The organism is Microbacterium sp. SORGH_AS_0862 (assembly GCF_030818795.1).
In the GTDB taxonomy this organism is placed as follows: Bacteria; Actinomycetota; Actinomycetes; order Actinomycetales; family Microbacteriaceae; genus Microbacterium.
In genome coordinates this window covers 557,366-572,984 of sequence record NZ_JAUTAY010000001.1, presented here as the reverse complement: position 1 = coordinate 572,984, position 15,619 = coordinate 557,366, and the positions used below count along the sequence as shown (strand labels likewise).

The 15,619-nt window shown below is 70.6% G+C and carries 16 protein-coding genes; 11 read left to right on the top strand and 5 right to left on the bottom strand.

The window, feature by feature from the left end; genetic code table 11:
• Window positions 1-286 precede the first annotated feature (286 nt).
• Both QE377_RS02765 and QE377_RS02760 read left to right on the top strand, forming a co-directional pair.
• Window positions 287-1,618: a hemolysin family protein gene (locus QE377_RS02765; protein ID WP_307325844.1), complete on the top strand. Its 1,332-nt coding sequence runs from the start codon at window positions 287-289 to the stop codon at window positions 1,616-1,618.
• Window positions 1,615-2,667: a hemolysin family protein gene (locus QE377_RS02760; protein ID WP_307319503.1), complete on the top strand. Its 1,053-nt coding sequence runs from the start codon at window positions 1,615-1,617 to the stop codon at window positions 2,665-2,667. Before QE377_RS02765 ends, QE377_RS02760 begins: the two co-directional genes overlap by 4 nt.
• A 10-nt stretch (window positions 2,668-2,677) precedes the next feature.
• On the opposite strand, the gene QE377_RS02755 is transcribed toward QE377_RS02760, so the two are convergent.
• Window positions 2,678-3,742 (bottom strand): NADH:flavin oxidoreductase/NADH oxidase, encoded by a 1,065-nt coding sequence (locus tag QE377_RS02755; RefSeq protein WP_307319501.1) that lies wholly within the window; start codon window positions 3,740-3,742, stop codon window positions 2,678-2,680.
• A 28-nt stretch (window positions 3,743-3,770) separates the two neighbouring features.
• On the opposite strand from QE377_RS02755, the gene QE377_RS02750 reads away from it, so the two are divergent.
• Complete coding sequence (locus QE377_RS02750; protein WP_307319498.1) at window positions 3,771-4,610, top strand: NAD(P)H-hydrate dehydratase; 840 nt, start codon at window positions 3,771-3,773, stop codon at window positions 4,608-4,610.
• Between the two features lie 262 nt (window positions 4,611-4,872).
• On the opposite strand, the gene QE377_RS02745 is transcribed toward QE377_RS02750, so the two are convergent.
• Entirely contained in the window at window positions 4,873-5,115 is a 243-nt protein-coding gene (locus QE377_RS02745; protein WP_307319496.1) for a hypothetical protein, read from the bottom strand.
• A 371-nt stretch (window positions 5,116-5,486) separates the two neighbouring features.
• On the opposite strand from QE377_RS02745, the gene QE377_RS02740 reads away from it, so the two are divergent.
• The 3 genes from QE377_RS02740 to QE377_RS02730 all read left to right on the top strand — a co-directional run bounded on the left by QE377_RS02740 (window position 5,487) and on the right by QE377_RS02730 (window position 7,562).
• Window positions 5,487-5,918, top strand: a complete 432-nt coding sequence (locus QE377_RS02740; RefSeq protein ID WP_307319493.1) for a hypothetical protein — start codon at window positions 5,487-5,489, stop codon at window positions 5,916-5,918.
• Between the two features lie 13 nt (window positions 5,919-5,931).
• Window positions 5,932-6,261: a thiamine-binding protein gene (locus tag QE377_RS02735; protein WP_307319490.1), complete on the top strand. Its 330-nt coding sequence runs from the start codon at window positions 5,932-5,934 to the stop codon at window positions 6,259-6,261.
• A gap of 89 nt (window positions 6,262-6,350) precedes the next feature.
• Entirely contained in the window at window positions 6,351-7,562 is a 1,212-nt protein-coding gene (locus QE377_RS02730; protein ID WP_307325841.1) for an MFS transporter, read from the top strand.
• Window positions 7,563-7,571: 9 nt separating this feature from the next.
• Here QE377_RS02730 and QE377_RS02725 read toward each other — a convergent pair whose 3' ends face one another.
• Together QE377_RS02725 and QE377_RS02720 are read right to left on the bottom strand one after the other, a co-directional pair.
• Window positions 7,572-8,777, bottom strand: coding sequence for a homoserine O-acetyltransferase (locus tag QE377_RS02725; protein WP_307319488.1), 1,206 nt, complete (start codon window positions 8,775-8,777; stop codon window positions 7,572-7,574).
• 112 nt (window positions 8,778-8,889) lie between these two features.
• Window positions 8,890-10,212 (bottom strand): bifunctional o-acetylhomoserine/o-acetylserine sulfhydrylase, encoded by a 1,323-nt coding sequence (locus QE377_RS02720; protein WP_307319486.1) that lies wholly within the window; start codon window positions 10,210-10,212, stop codon window positions 8,890-8,892.
• Window positions 10,213-10,370: 158 nt separating this feature from the next.
• Here QE377_RS02720 and QE377_RS02715 point away from each other — a divergent pair, with 158 nt between their 5' ends.
• Window positions 10,371-11,150, top strand: a complete 780-nt coding sequence (locus tag QE377_RS02715) for an SDR family oxidoreductase (protein ID WP_307319483.1) — start codon at window positions 10,371-10,373, stop codon at window positions 11,148-11,150.
• A 4-nt stretch (window positions 11,151-11,154) separates the two neighbouring features.
• A complete protein-coding gene (locus tag QE377_RS02710) occupies window positions 11,155-12,252 on the top strand; it encodes a hypothetical protein (RefSeq protein ID WP_307319480.1) in 1,098 nt (365 codons plus the stop codon).
• A 3-nt stretch (window positions 12,253-12,255) separates the two neighbouring features.
• Here QE377_RS02710 and QE377_RS02705 read toward each other — a convergent pair whose 3' ends face one another.
• Window positions 12,256-13,743: an MFS transporter gene (locus tag QE377_RS02705; RefSeq protein WP_307319477.1), complete on the bottom strand. Its 1,488-nt coding sequence runs from the start codon at window positions 13,741-13,743 to the stop codon at window positions 12,256-12,258.
• A 60-nt stretch (window positions 13,744-13,803) separates the two neighbouring features.
• On the opposite strand from QE377_RS02705, the gene QE377_RS02700 reads away from it, so the two are divergent.
• Genes QE377_RS02700 through QE377_RS02690 form a run of 3 tightly spaced genes read left to right on the top strand, consistent with a single transcriptional unit; the run spans window position 13,804 to window position 15,619 of the window.
• Window positions 13,804-14,304, top strand: a complete 501-nt coding sequence (locus QE377_RS02700) for a phosphoribosyltransferase (protein ID WP_307325838.1) — start codon at window positions 13,804-13,806, stop codon at window positions 14,302-14,304.
• A 3-nt stretch (window positions 14,305-14,307) separates the two neighbouring features.
• Window positions 14,308-15,000 (top strand): uracil-DNA glycosylase, encoded by a 693-nt coding sequence (locus QE377_RS02695; protein ID WP_307319475.1) that lies wholly within the window; start codon window positions 14,308-14,310, stop codon window positions 14,998-15,000.
• A gap of 10 nt (window positions 15,001-15,010) precedes the next feature.
• On the top strand, window positions 15,011-15,619 hold the full coding sequence (locus QE377_RS02690; RefSeq protein ID WP_307319473.1) for a GNAT family N-acetyltransferase: 609 nt from the start codon (window positions 15,011-15,013) through the stop codon (window positions 15,617-15,619).

Genomic DNA, 15,619 nt, shown 5'->3' with positions numbered 1-15,619 from the left:
CCGCACGGCAGGTGGGCCGCGGGTGGGGTGACAGATGTGCGCAACTGCGACAGTGATGATCTGTCGCAGTTGCACAGAACTGTCGCGGCTGCGCACATGCGACGCAACTCGGGCAAGGGCAACCGGAGGGGGGAGCGGTGGGCGCCGGGTGGGCGGCGCCCACGGAGTGCACAGGAACGGGACGCAGGAGCCGGGGCTCCCGTAGACTGTCCGGCACGATGGACGACCCTCCCAGTTGCAGACGATGGCCCCACCGACCCGCCTCCCTCGAGGGAGGTGACGTGTGATGGATTACGTCATGCTGGGCGTGGGGCTCTTGCTCACGATCGGAACCGGTCTGTTTGTCGCCAGCGAGTTCGCGCTGGTGAACCTGGACCGCGCGGACCTCGAAGCGCGCAGGGATGCGGGCGAGTCGCGACTCGCGATGACCATCAGCGCGCTGCGCATCACCTCGACGCACCTGTCGAGCGCGCAGCTGGGCATCACGCTGACGACCCTGCTCACCGGCTACACGATGGAGCCGGCGATCTCCAACCTCCTGCGCCCCGTGCTCGCGGGCTGGGGTGTGCCGGAGGCGATCGTGGTGGGGCTCGCGGCCACGATCGGCATCGCGATCGCCACCGTCTTCTCGATGATCCTGGGCGAGCTCGTCCCCAAGAACTTCGCGCTCGCGATCCCGCGGCAGACGGCCAAGCTCGTCATGCCGTTCCAGGTCGCGTTCACGACCGTGTTCCGTCCGGCCGTCTCCGTGCTCAACGGCAGTGCCAACGGCATCCTGCGCTCCATCGGCATCGAGCCGAAGGAAGAGCTCTCCGGCGCCCGCACCGCCGAGGAGCTCTCCAGCCTCGTGCGCCGATCCGCGAGCGCCGGCGTGCTGGAGGAGGACACGGCGTCACTGCTGGATCGCAGCCTCACGTTCGCGCGTCTGACAGCCGACGACGTGATGACGCCGCGTCCGCGCGTGCACGCGGTCGCCGCGTCCGACTCCGCCGACGACGTCATCCAGCTCGCCCGGAAGACCGGTCACAGCCGCTTCCCCGTGTTCGGCGATTCCATGGACGACATCGTCGGCATCGTGCACCTGAAGGCCGCCATCGGTGTGCCGCGCGAGCGGCGCACCGATGTGCCCGCCGCCGCCCTCGCGACCGAGCCGCTCCGGGTGCCGGAGACCGTGCACCTCGATCAGCTCGTCGCGGAGCTCCGCGCCCGTGGCTACCAGATGGCCGTCGTGCTCGACGAGTACGGCGGAACGGCCGGCGTGGTGACGCTCGAGGACCTCGTCGAGGAGATCGTGGGCGAGGTGCTCGACGAGCACGACCGTCGCCGTGCCGAGATCGTGCGCGGGGCGGACTCGCTCACCGTGTCGGCGGCTCTGCGCCCGGACGAGGTGCTCGATCGCACCGGCATCCGCGTTCCCGAGGGCGAGGTCTACGACACGCTCGGCGGCTTCCTCATGGCCGAGCTCGGCCGCATCCCGGCCGTCGGCGACGAGGTCGAGATCGAAGACGGCACGCTCGCCGTCGTGCGCATGGACGGCCGCCGCGTCGACCGGGTGCGCTTCACCCCCAGACCGGTCCCGGAGGATGCGGACATCGACGAGCAGGAGCGGACCCGATGAGCGACTGGGCGGGAATCCTCTGGCTGGTCGTGCTGCTGGTGTTCAACGCGTTCTTCGTCGGTGCGGAGTTCGCCGTGATCTCCGCGCGGCGCTCGCAGATCGAGCCGCTCGCGGAGAAGGGCTCGCGCTCCGCCAAGACCGCGTTGTGGGCCATGGAGCACGCGACGCTCATGCTCGCGACGTGTCAGCTCGGAATCACGATCTGCTCGCTGCTGATCCTGAACGTCTCGGAGCCGGCGATCCACCACCTGCTGGCCGTGCCGCTCGAGCTGACCGGCTGGGGCGAGGCCGCGGTTGATGTCATCGCGTTCATCGTCGCGCTCGTGCTGGTGTCCTACCTGCACGTGGTGTTCGGCGAGATGGTGCCGAAGAACCTGGCCTTCTCCGTACCCGACCGTGCGGTGCTCATGCTTGCGCCGCCGCTGGTCGGGGTGTCGCGGGTGTTCCACCCCGTCATCGTCACGCTCAACTGGATCGCCAACCACGTCGTGCGGCTGTTCCGCGTCGAGCCCAAGGACGAGGCCGCCTCGACCTTCACGCTCGAAGAGGTGGCGACGATCGTCAACCAGTCGCGTATCGAGGGCGTCCTGGAGGATGCGGCCGGGACGGTGTCCGCGGTCGTCGAGTTCACGGACAAGGACGCCGGCGACGTCGCCGTCCCGCTCGAGGATCTGGTGACGCTGCCGCAGCTGACCACCCCGGACGAGATCGAGCGCGCGGTCGCCCGACACGGCTTCTCGCGATACGTGATCGTGGACGACGAGGGGATGCCGGTCGGCTACGTGCACCTGAAGGATGTGCTGCGCGTGGCGGAGGACGGCGTGGACCCCTCTGTCGACCGTCCGATCCCGACCAAGCGGATCCACCACATGGTGCAGGTGCAGGAGACGACCGACCTGGAGGACGCGCTGGCGGCCATGCGCCGGGCGGGGCGTCACCTGGCTCAGGTGCGCGACGCCCAGGGCAACACGACCGCCGTCCTGTTCCTGGAGGACGTCATCGAGGAGCTGATCGGCGAAGTGCAGGACGCGACGCGCCGCGGCCGCTGAGTCGCGGGACTCAGCGGTGGCGCGCGGCGCGCTCGTACTGCGGCGGCCAGGGGCCGACGACGCCGAGCTCATCGGCGGCGCGGAGGGCGAAGTGCGGATCGCGGAGCCATTCGCGTGCTGCCATGATCGCGTCCGCGTCGCCGTCCTGCAGCACCTGCTCGGCCTGCGTGCCGGTCTCGATGAGCCCGACGGCGCTGACGGCGAGCCCCTCGTCGCGCACACGGCGGGCGAGCGGCACCTGGTACCCGGGGCCGACGGTGATGTCCTGGTGGGCGACGAGTCCGCCGGAGGAGATGTCGAAGAAGTCGGCGCCGGCCTCTGCCGCCCAGACGGCGACCTGCGCGGTCTCCTCGATGTCCCAGCCGCCTTGCGCCCAGTCGGTACCGGAGAAGCGGACGAATACGGGAAGCTCGCCGGCGGCCTCACGCACCGCGGCGACCACCCGCAGCAGGAGGCGCGCGCGGTTCACCAGCGGACCGCCGAACTCGTCGGTGCGGTGGTTGGACAGCGGCGAGAGGAACTCGTGCAGCAGGTAGCCGTGTGCGGCGTGCACCTCGAGGACGTCGAAGCCCGCCTCGACGGCGCGGCGGGCGGCGGAGGCGAAGGAGGCGACGAGCGCGTCGATCTCGTCGAGGGTGAGCTCGCGGGGGGTGGCATACCCCTCGAAGGCGATCGAGGAGGGGGCGACGGTCTCCCACCCGCCGGCCTCAGCCGGCACGGTGCCCCGGTGCCCGGAGAAGGGCGAGTAGGTCGACGCCTTGCGCCCGGCGTGGGCGAGCTGGATGCCGGCGGCCGCACCGCGGGCATGGATCGCCGTGACGATGGGTGCCCACGCGTCGCGCTGCTCGTCGGAGTAGATCCCCGTGTCCTCGGGCGAGATGCGCCCCTCGGGCGAGACCGCGGTCGCCTCGCTGATGACGAGACCGGCTCCGCCGGACGCGAACTGGGCGAGGTGCACGTGGTGCCACTCGCCGGGGAAGCCGTCCCTCGCGCTGTACTGGCACATGGGTGCCACCCACAGCCGATTGCGGAACTCGACGCCTCGGATCGTGTAGGGGCTGAACAGCGCGGTCACGGTACTCCTTCGCGGATAGGGTGGCGCCATGACGGCGATCGAACAGGATGCGGCGCGCACCGCGCGCATCCTTCGCATGCCAACGGCGGACGATGACAAGTATTCCCGTGGGGTGGTGGGCCTGCGCACCGGCTCGGCGGACTATCCGGGCGCGGCGGTGCTGGGAGTGAGTGCCGCGTGGCACGCCGGATGCGGCATGGTTCGCTACATCGGACCTGCACGGGCGGCCGACATGGTGCTGGCACACCGTCCCGAGACCGTCACCGCGCCCGGACGCGTCCAAGCCTGGGTGATCGGCTCGGGAACGGATGCCGCGTCTCGCGACCCGTCCGAGACCGAGGCGCTGCGCGACGTGCTCGCCGCTGGAGATCCTGTCGTCGTGGACGCCGGTGCTCTCGATCTGGCGCCCGAGGCGACGGCCCCGATGATCCTCACCCCTCACGCCCGGGAGTTCGCGCGGCTTCGTGAGGCCCTCGGGCTCGCGCCGATGGGCGAGAGGGAGGCAGAGGCCCTCCAGACCTCTCGTGAGACGGGGGCCGTCGTGCTGCTGAAAGGCGCCGTGACGCTCGTCGCGGATCCCGGCGGCGGGCTTCGCCGGATCCGCTCCGGTGTGCCCTGGCTCGCCACCGCCGGGACCGGGGACGTGCTCGCCGGTGCGCTCGGCGCGGTCGTGGCGGGTGCGGTTGCCGCGGGCGATCCCTCGCCGGAACATCTCGCGGATGCGGCGGCCGCTGCTGCGTGGCTGCACGGACGTGCCGGCGCGCTGGCCGCCGCACGGTGGGGGAGTCGGGGCGGTCCGATCACCGCGTCGGATGTCGCAGACCACCTGCCGCGGGCGGTCGGGGAGACCCTCGCGGCCCGCCGCTGATCAGGAAGCTCCGTGGCGCGCCACGTAGGATGAGGCCCGTGTCGAGACGGGCTCTGTTGTGGATCGCTTTCCTCGTCGTCCATATCGGGGTCTCCGTTCTCGGATGGGTCATGCCCAACGAACCCATGGGCGACGTCTATCGGGTGTACGAGCCGTGGTCGGGCGCATACCTCAACGGCGGCTGGTGGCCGCAGACCGACACGGCCACGGGTCAGGAGGTCAGCGCCTACTACGGCTTCGTCGGACTGACCGACGCATGGGTCTATCCGCAGCTCGCGATGCTTCCGATGCTCGCCACCTGGCTGTTCGCCTGGGCGGTGTCGTACACGCCGGCGTGGGCGATCATGGTGGGCCTCGTCGATGCTGCCGCGTTCGCCGTCCTCGTGGGCCGCGGACGCTCGCGCGGACGCGTCACGGCGGCTTGGTTCTGGCTCGCGTTCATCGCGCTGATGGGCCCGGTCGCGCTGTACCGGCTGGATGCCGTGACGGTGCCGCTGGGCATCATGGGAGCGCTGTGGCTGGTGGGCCGTCCGTGGCTCGGTGCCGGTCTTCTCGCCGTGGCGACGTGGATCAAGGTGTGGCCGGCGGCCCTCCTGGCGGCCGCGGTCATCGCCGTCCGTCGCCGTCTCGCCGTGATCGGCGCCGCCGCCGCCGTCAGCGGCGTGACACTCGGCGCGGTCCTCCTGATGGGCGGCGCGGCCTACGCCTTCGGGTTCGTCAGCGACCAGACCGGTCGCGGACTGCAGGTCGAATCGCCCGTCAGCACCTTCTATCTGTGGGACGCGATGCTCGGCGGTCCCTCGCAGATCTTCTACGACCCCGACCTGCTGACGTTCGAGGTGTCGGGCCCCCGCCGTCAACCCGGTGATCGCCGTGATGACGCCTCTGCTCGCCGTCGGCGTGCTGGGCATCGCGGCGCTGGGTGCGTACAAGATGTGGCGCGGCGCCCACTTCAGCGCCGTCTTCCCCACCCTCTCGCTCGCGCTCGTCGCCGCCTTCATTGCGCTGAACAAGGTCGGCTCGCCCCAGTACATGGTGTGGCTGAGCGTGCCGCTCGTGATCGCGCTGGTCCTGGACCGCAAGCGCTGGTTCGGACCCGCCGTTCTCGTGCTCGCGATCGCGGGCGCGACGCAGATCATCTATCCGATGGTCTACTTCGACCTGCTGGTGGCGCTGCCGTTCCCCGTCGTGGTCATCACGGTCCGCAACATCCTGCTCGTCGTGATCGCCGTGTGGACGGTCGTCAAGCTCGCTCGGGTGCGCACGCGCTCGAGCTTCACCCGCACGCCCCACGTGCTCACCGCCTGACGAAAGGACCGCGATGCTCGTCGCTTTCTCCGTCGCCCCCAGCGGCACCGGCCGCGCGGACGGCTCCGTGCACGACGCGGTCGCAGCGGCCGTGAAGGTCGTGCGTGAATCGGGGCTCCCGCACCGTACGAGTTCGATGTTCACCGAGATCGAGGGGGAGTGGGACGAGGTGTTCGCCGTCGTGAAGGCGGCCACCGACGCGGTGCTGCCGTTCGGCTCGCGTGTCTCGCTGGTGCTGAAGGCCGACATCCGCCCCGGCTACACGGGCGAGCTGGACGGCAAGATCGAGCGCCTCGAGCGGGCGATCGAGGATGCCGCCTCTGCCGACGCCGCATCGGCGTGACGATCCGGCGGGCGAAACGATTCGGCGGCCGCGGCCCGCGTGACTAACATGGCCCGGTGACCTCTTCGACCCAGACGAAGGGGGCGGCGATGTGGGCGCTCCTCTCTCTCGCCATCGGCAGCTTCGGCATCGGGATGACCGAGTTCACGGTCATGGGGTTGCTGCCGGACATCGCGGGCGCGCTCCTGCCGAACCAGTCGGCGGCGGACCCGGATGCGGCCATCGCCCAAGCGGGTTGGCTCATCAGCCTCTACGCACTCGGCGTCGTCGTCGGCGCGCCGACGATCGCGGGGCTCGTCGCGCGGTTCCCGCGCCACCGCGTCATGGTGGTCCTCGCCCTGGCGCTGACCGTCTTCAACGCCCTCACCGTGATCGCGCCGAACTTCGAGCTGGTCGCGGTCTCGCGCTTCCTGGCGGGGCTGCCGCATGGCGCGTATTTCGGGATCGGGGCGCTCGTGGCGGCGGACGTGCTCGGGCCGGGGCGGCGTGCCCAGGGTGTCGCCTTCGTGCTGACCGGCCTCACCGTCGCGAATGTGGTCGGCGTCCCCGCTGGGACCTACCTCGGGCAGCAGTTCGGGTGGCGCGTCGCGTTCGGCGTGGTCGCCGCCATCTTCGCACTCGCCACGATCTGCATCGCCGTGTTCGTGCCACGCGCTCCTGGGCGGCCGGGACGCACGCTTCGCGCGGAGCTGGGCGTGTTCCGCATCCCGCAGGTGTGGTTCACGCTGGGGATCGGATCGATCGGGTTCGGCGGCTTCTTCGCGGTCTACAGCTACGTGGCGCCGCTGGTGACGGAGGTCGCCGGTGCGCCGCAGGCGGTCGTGCCGCTCGTGCTCGTGGGCATGGGGCTCGGGATGACGGTCGGGAATCTGCTGGGCGGACACCTCTCCGACGTCAACCTGCGCCGCACGCTGCTGCTCGGTCTCGCGGTGCTGGCGGTGTCGCTGGCCGTTCTCGCCGTGACGGCCGTCTGGATCTGGGCGCTCGCGATCATGGTGTTCGTCGTGGGCGCGGTCTCGTCGGCGCTGAGCCCCGCGATCCAGACGCGGCTCATGGATGTGGCGGGCGACAACCAGTCGATCGCCGCGGCGCTCAATCACTCCGCTCTCAACATCGGCAACAGCCTCGGCGCCGCCCTCGGCGGTGCGGTGATCGCCGCGGGGTGGGGCTTCGTCGCGCCGCCCTGGGTCGGCGCCGCCCTCGCCGCGGCGGGGCTCGCGATCGCGTTCACCGCGTACGGGGTCGAACGCCGCCGGGGCGTCCCGATCGTCTACGCGCACTCCTCGACCTCCGCCGAGTGACGACGGCTCCTACGCGTCGAGCAGTCGGCCCAGGTGGTGGGCGACCGCATCCGTCTCGATGAGGAAGCCGTCGTGGCCGTAGTCGCTCGTGATGACGGCTGCCTGGTCGCCGTCGAGCGTGTCGCGGATGCCGTGGGCGATGCGGTGCTGCCCCTCGACCGGGAAGAGGCGGTCGCTGTCGATGCCGAGCACGAGCGTGCGTGCGGTGATGCGTCCCAGAGCGTCCTCGACGCCGCCCCGCTCGCGTCCCACGTCGTGCGAGTTCATCGCCTCCACGAGGGTGAGGTAGCTGTTCGCATCGAAGCGGCGCGTGAACTTGTTGCCGTGGAAGTCGAGGTAGGACTCCACCGCGAACCGGCCGCCGCGCCCGAGCGGGCTCACCCCGGACTGCCAGGAGCGCTGGAAACGCAGGTTCAGCTCCGTCGGGCTCCGATAGTTCAAGAGCGCCATCCGCCTGGCCAGGGCGAGTCCGCGGTGGGGGCCCTCGCCGGCTGGTGCGTCGTAGTAGTCGCCGCCCGCGTAGCCCGGGTCGATGCGGATGGCCTCGAGCTGCACCGAGTTCAGGGCGATCTGATCGGCCGTGGTCAGCGGGGGAGCCGCCAGAACCGCCAGACGCTCCACGCGACCGGGGTAGGTCGCCCCCCACTCGAGCGCGTGCATGCCGCCCATCGAGCCGCCGATGACAGCGCGCCAGCTGCCGATGCCGAGCTCGTCCGCCAACAGGGCCTGGGCCGCGATCTGGTCGCGGATCGTCAGGTACGGGAAGCGCGCGCCCCATTCGGTGCCGTCGGGGGCGATGGTCGCGGGACCGGTCGAGCCCTGGCAGCCGCCGAGCATGTTGGGCGCGACGACGAACCAGCGATCCGTGTCGATCGCGGCCCCGGGCCCGACGATCTCGTCCCACCATCCGTCGGTGGGGTGGGCCAGGCCGGCCTCCCCGCGTACGTGACTGTCGCCTGTCAGCGCGTGCAGGATGAGGACCGCGTTGTCGCCGGCGGGCGACAACTCGCCCCAGCTCTCGTAGGCGAGACGCGCGGCGGGCAGGACGGCGCCGTTCTCGGTGCGGAAGCCGCGGAAGGCCGCGAACCGGCGATCGCCGGCCGGGTCGCCGTCGCGCCACGCGCCGCTTGCGGGCGGACGGCCACGGGCGAGCCGGGCGTCGGCCTCCGTGACCGGAGCGCTCGGCACCGTGTCCTCGGAGGTCTGCCAGTCCATCGCTCCATTCTCCCGGCGTCCTCGCCTCCTCGCGCCCGTGTTACGTCACAGCGGCCGCGCCGAACGCACGAACGCCCCGGATGCGGCATCCGGGGCGTTCGTGCGTTGCGGCTCAGGCGCGTGCGGCCTCCGAGGCCTGTCGCGCAGCCGACAGCGCGTTCTCGAGGTCGGCCTTGAGGTCGGCGACGTTCTCGAGGCCGACCGACAGGCGCACGAGGCCCGGCGTGACACCGGCCGTGAGCTGCTGCTCGGGGGTCAGCTGCGAGTGCGTCGTGGATGCGGGGTGGATCACGAGCGAACGCACGTCACCGATGTTGGCGAGGTGGCTGAACAGGGTGAGGTTGTCGACGAAGGCGCGTCCGGCTCCCACGCCGCCCTTGAGCTCGAACGAGAGCACCGCGCCGACGCCCTTCGGGGCGTACTGGTTGGCGGCGGCGTACCAGGGCGAGGTCGGAAGACCCGAGTAGTTCACCGAGGCGACGTCGTCCTGGTTCTCGAGCCACTCCGCGATCTCCTGCGCATTCTGCACGTGGCGCTCGACGCGCAGCGAGAGGGTCTCGATGCCCTGCAGCAGCAACCACGCGCTGATCGGAGCGATCGCGGCGCCCAGGTCCCGCAGCAGCTGCACGCGGGCCTTGGTGACGTAGGCGACGCCGTCACCGAGCGCACCGGTGTAGCTGAGGCCGTGGTACGAGGGGTCGGGCTCGGTGAGCTCCGGGAAGCGGTCGACGTGCTGCGACCACGGGAAGCGGCCGCCGTCGACGATGACGCCGCCGATCGTCGTGCCGTGTCCGCCGAGGAACTTCGTCGCAGAGTGCACGACGATGTCGGCGCCGAACTCGAAGGGGCGGATGAGGTACGGGGTCGCGATCGTGTTGTCGACGATCAGGGGCACACCTGCCTCGTGCGCGATGTCGGAGACGGTGCGGATGTCGAGGACGTTGATCTTGGGGTTTCCGACCGTCTCGGCGAAGAAGAGCTTGGTGTTCGGGCGGACCGCGCGACGCCACTCCTCCGGGTCGTCCTGGTTCTCGACGAACGTCGTCGTGATGCCGAGCTTGGCGAGCGTGTACTTGAACAGGTTGTACGTGCCGCCGTAGATCGAGCTCGAGGAGACGATGTGGTCGCCCGCCCCGGCGATGTTGAGCACCGCGAACGTCTCGGCCGCCTGACCCGAGGCGACCAGCAGCGCCGCTGTGCCTCCCTCGAGCGCGGCGATGCGCTCCTCGACCACGCTCTGCGTGGGGTTGATGATGCGGGTGTAGACGTTGCCGGGCTCGGCGAGCGAGAAGAGGTTGGCCGCGTGGTCGGCGTTGTCGAACACGTACGACGTGGTCTGGTAGATCGGCGTCGCGCGCGCCTTGGTGGTGGGATCCGGTGCGGCGCCGGAGTGGATCTGCTTGGTCTCGAAGAGCCAGTTCTCGGGTGCGGACATCACGTGCTCCTAAGTCTGCGGGTGCCGCGGCGGCTGTCGCGAACATGACGAGGCTAGAGGGGCGCGCTGCGGGCGACAACGTCCGAGAAACGCGGGGTAACAAGGGCGCGGGGCGGGTGTGTAACACCGGGTTCACGGCGAAGCCCTAGCGTGGGTGCATGGCGAACAGACGAGCAGTGGTGACGGGTGCGAGCACGGGGATCGGTGAGGCGACCGCACGGCGCCTGCGCGCCGACGGCTGGGAGGTCGTCGCGGTCGCGCGTCGTGCCGAGAGGCTGGCCGCGCTGGAGGCCGAGACCGGTGCCGTGGCGTACGCCGCCGATCTGACGGTCGAGGCCGATGTGCAGGCGCTCGCCGACTGGCTCGCCTCATCCGGTCCCGTCCACGCTCTCGTGCAGGTCGCGGGCGGCGCGCGCGGCGTCGACGACGTCGCCGACGGCGACCCGGACGACTGGCGATGGATGTACGAGGCCAACGTGCTGTCGACCCAGCGCCTGGTCGCGCTGCTGCTGCCGCAGCTGCGGCGGGCCGCCGCATCCGACGGCCACGCCGACACGCTCTTCGTGACCTCCACCGCCGCCCAGGTCGCCTACCAGGGCGGCGGCGGGTACAACGCCGCGAAGGCCGCGGAGAGCATGCTGGTCAAGGCGCTGCGGCTCGAGCTGAACGGCGAGCCCATCCGCGTGAGCGAGGTGGCTCCGGGGATGGTCTACACGGAGGAGTTCTCGCTGAACCGGCTCGGCGGCGACCAGGATGCCGCGGAGGCCGTCTACCGCGGCGTCGAGAACCCTCTCACTCCCGACGACGTCGCCGACGTCATCGCGTACGCGCTGAACGCCCCCGGTCACGTGAACCTCGACCTCGTGACGGTGCGACCCGTCGCACAGTCCGCGCAGCACCTCGTCGCTCGCGAGCCCCTGCGCGTGCGCGAAGGCTGAGCGCGTGAGCGAGGCGAGCGCACCGACGCTCGTCGTCGACGCGCTGACCGCGCGGCCCGGCGGGCGCGAGCTCCGTCGGTTCTGGCGAGCCTTCGCGACAGCGAACCCGCAGGTGGTCTCGCCCGGCGAGCGGGTCCGTCGGATCGTTCTCGCGATCGGTGCGGCAGTCAGCTGGCTCGGGCTGCTGGCGATGATCATGGGAACGGTGTCGAACCTCACCCGTGGTCGCGCCGTGGAACCCGATGACGCGGTCGGCATGATCGTGATGACGGTGCTCTTCGCGATAGCGTTCCCCGTTCTGGTGTGGGCCGCCGTGCGCACCGGGCGACGGAGGATGCGGCCACGGCAGCATTGGGCGCTCGCGCGCTTCGCCGCCGACAACGGCTTCGTCTACCTGCCGGGACCGGCTCGAGGAGATCTCCCTTCGTGGAGCTATCGCGGCTCTCTCACCAAGGCGCGTGCGATCCGGGCCCGCACGGCGCAGGGGCGCCCCATCGAGTGGTGCGACTACGAGAATCGGTACGGCAACAGCGCGTCGCAGCACACGCAGTTCGGCGGGTGGATCCGCGTCGGCCTACGGCGCCCGCTCCCGCACATCGTCTTGCGTGCCGCGCAGCGCGGCGCGCGGGCTCTCTCGACGTCGTCCGTGCCCGATGCCTCGCAGCGTCTGTCGCTCGAGGGCGACTTCGACCGCCACTTCACGCTGTACTGCCCGAGCGGCTACGAGCGGGACGCCCTCTACCTGTTCACCCCGGATGTCATGGCACGCGCAGTCGATGATGCCGGCGGGTGGGACATCGAGATCGTCGACGACGTTCTGCTCATGACCCGCTCGCGCGACGTCGTCACGACCGATCCCTCGGAGTGGTCCGAGATCATCCGCACGACTGTCGCGTTCGCCGGCAAGATCGAGCAGTGGGAACGGTGGCGCGACGACCGTGCCGAGGCGGAGCCGGCCGGTGCGACGGGCCTGCCCGTCGCGGGCGTCGGGGTGGCGGCCGGAGGGCGACGGTTGCGCACGGCGTGGAGCAGGGCGACGTGGGTGTGGATCGGCCTCGGCGCGGCGCTGATCGCGACGGTCGTCATCGCGAACCTGCTCTGAGCCTCAGCGCGCGGTCGTGCCGCCGGAGGCAGCGGCGTGCGCCGTGGCCTCCGCGTCGGTGTCGGCGAACGCCACCTTGGGCACCACGACGAGCACCGCCGCCGCCGCGAACCCGCCTGCGGCGCACACGATCCACACCGTGATGTAGCCGCCGAGGGACGCCGCCGTCGAACTCGCTACCGCCCCCACGCCGACCGCGAGCACGACGCCGAACACGGCGGAGGCGAAGGTGCCGCCGATCGTCTTGGTCGTGTTGGTGAGCGCGGAGGCGATGCCGGTCTGGCCGCGCGGGGCGGCGGCTGCGGCGGCTGCGGGCAAGGCGGCCACGAGGGCGCCCGACCCGAGACCCGCGATCGACAGGTTCATGAGAACCTGCCACAGCTCGCGATGCAGCGGCAGGAACAGCAGGTAGCCGACGCCCACGAGCAGAGCCGCCCCGATGAGCACGATGCGGGGGCTCGCCCGCCGCGAAGTGATCGAGAAGATGACCGCGCCGACGATCAGGGAGACGAGGTACACGCCGATCACGTTGGAGCGGCCGGTCGCGTCCAGACCCAGTCCGTAGCCGAGCGAGGAGTCGGTGCCGGCGTAGGTCGACAGGGGGCCCTGCGCGCCGAGCAGGCTGATGCCCACCAGGGCCGCCGTGGCCTGCACGGGCCACATCTCGGGCCTTCGCAGGACGCGGATGTCGACGGCGGGGTCCTCCTGGCGGAGCTCGAAACGCACGAACCACACGAAGGCGGCGAGACCGGCCACCAGCAGCAACCACGTCCACACGAATCCGGGTCCGTTGATGCGGAGGAAGGTGAGGGCGCCGGTGACGAGCAGGAGCGCGACCGCGAGGATGACGAAGCCGCCCGCATCCAGTCGTCGTCCCGCAACGGGCTCGGACTCTGGTACGCCCAGCCAGATGACGATGCCGATGAGGGTCACGGCGACCGCCGGCAGCATGAGGGTCAACGGAAGGTTCTCTGCGGTCGCGGCGAACAGCCGACCGGCCGCCAGCGCACCCACGATGGCACCCGCCTGGAGACCGACCACGAGAAGACCGGCCGCGCGGCGGGTGGCGGAGACCCCGCGGCCCTGTCTGCGCCCGCGCTCGAAGATGAGCGCGATCTCGAGCGGCAGCCACACGACGTAGAAGCCCTGCAGCGCCCACGCGATCAGGAAGCTCCAGAACGAGCCCGCGAACGCGATCCACCAGGTGGCTCCCGCCGTGAGGATGGTGGCGATCAGCAGGATGCGCTTGTGTCCGTACATGTCGCCGAGCTTGGCCATCACCGGTACGACGAGGGCCGACAGCAGCAGCTGCGCCGCCTCGAACCAGTTCACGTCCGCGTCGTGGACGCCCAGGTGCACCACGATGTCGCTGAACAGGGGCACGTAATAGCCCTGCAGGATGCCGCTGACGATCTCGACGAGGATGAACCAGCCGATCAGGCCGGCCGTGATGCCGAGCGCCGATCGACCGGGCGCGCGGGTGCCGGTCATGGCGAAACGCTACACCGCGCCGCGCCCTAGGCTGGGACGGTGACGAACGAGGAGAGCGCCGTGGCGCCCGAACGCGAAACTCTGACCTGGGACCTCTTCGGTCAAGCGAGCCGTGACATCGCCCGCGACGTGATCGCCGCCGACTTCGTGCCCGAGGTGGTCGTCGCGATCGCCCGCGGCGGGCTGCTGCCCGCCGGAGCGATCGCGTACGGACTCGGGGTGAAGAACTGCGGCGCGATCAACGTCGAGTTCTATACCGGCATCGGCACGGTGCTCGATGCTCCGGAGCTGCTTCCTCCCGAGCTCGACATGACGTACCTGAACGGGCGTCGCGTGCTTCTCGTCGACGACGTCGCCGACAGCGGTCGCACGCTCGATCTCGCCGTGCGCCTGCTCATCGAGCGCGGGGCGGACGTGCGCTCGGCCGTGATCTACACGAAGCCGACGACGATCATCCAGCCGGACTTCAGTTGGAAGAACACCGATCTGTGGATCGACTTCCCCTGGTCATGGCAGGGCTCGGTCCTCGAAGAGGACCAGGGTCTTCCCGGCTCCGCCTGACGTATGGCCAAGACGTTGCCCGAGCTCGCCGCCGCGGGCCTGATGGATGCGGGGTGGGCCGAGGCTCTCGCCCCGGTCGCCGACGACATCGCCGCGCTGGGGGAGCGCCTGCGCCGGGAGACAGCCGCGGGGCGTGCCTACCTGCCCGCCGGCGACCGGGTCCTGCGCGCCTTCCAGCGGCCGCTCGCCGACGTCAAGGTGCTCATCGTGGGCCAGGACCCCTATCCGACGCCCGGCCACCCCATCGGTCTCTCGTTCGCCGTCGACGCGCACGTGCGCCCGATCCCGCGCAGCCTCGCGAACATCTATCGCGAGCTGAAAGACGACCTGGGCATCACGCCGGCCGTCCACGGCGATCTCTCCGCGTGGAGCGAGCAGGGTGTGATGCTACTGAACCGGGTCCTGACCGTCGCGCCGGGGTCCCCCGCATCCCACCGCGGATGGGGATGGGAGAAGGTCACCGAGCACGCGATCCGCGTCCTCGCCGAGCGTGGCGGCCCTCTCGTCGCGGTGCTGTGGGGGCGGGATGCGGCAGGCCTCACGCCGATTCTCGGCGAGGTGCCGAGCATCCAGTCGCCGCATCCGTCGCCGCTGTCGGCCAGCAGGGGATTCTTCGGTTCCCGACCGTTCTCCCGCGTCAACGATCTGTTGACGGCGCAGGGCGGCACGGGCATCGATTGGCGGCTTCCCGCGTAGGCTGGGCGCCATGCTCGAAGAGGAATACCAGCGCCGTCGGCGGCTTCCGCGACACCTGCGTCGCCAGGCCCCGCCCGAGCGCGGCTTCGAGTTCCACATCCGCGAGGCGACGACGGCGGACATCCCCGACATCCGCGAGATCTACAACTACTACGTGACCAACTCCGTCGTGACCTTCGACGAGAAGAAGTGGTCGCTGACGAAGTGGCGGGAGAAGTTCGATCACCTGCGCAAGCTCGAGCTGCCGTTCCTGGTGGCGGAGAGTCCGTCGGGGCAGATCCTCGGATACGCGCTCGTGCAGCCCTGGGCGGGCAAGTCCGCCTACCGCTACACGGTCGAGGACTCGATCTACCTCGGACAGGCGGCCTCGGGCAAGGGCCTGGGAACGGCTCTGCTGGCGGCGCTGATCGAGGCCTGCGAGGACAAGGGCATCCGGGAGCTCGTCGCGGTCATCAGTGACAAGGGCGCCGAGGGCTCGATCCGTCTCCACGAGAAGCTCGGCTTCACCGAGGTCGGGCGCATGGGTCGCGTCGGTTTCAAGTTCGGGCGTTGGCTCGGCACGGTGTACCTGCAGAAGTCGCTCAAGCCCAAGAAGAAGCGCGGTCTGTTCTCGCGCTGA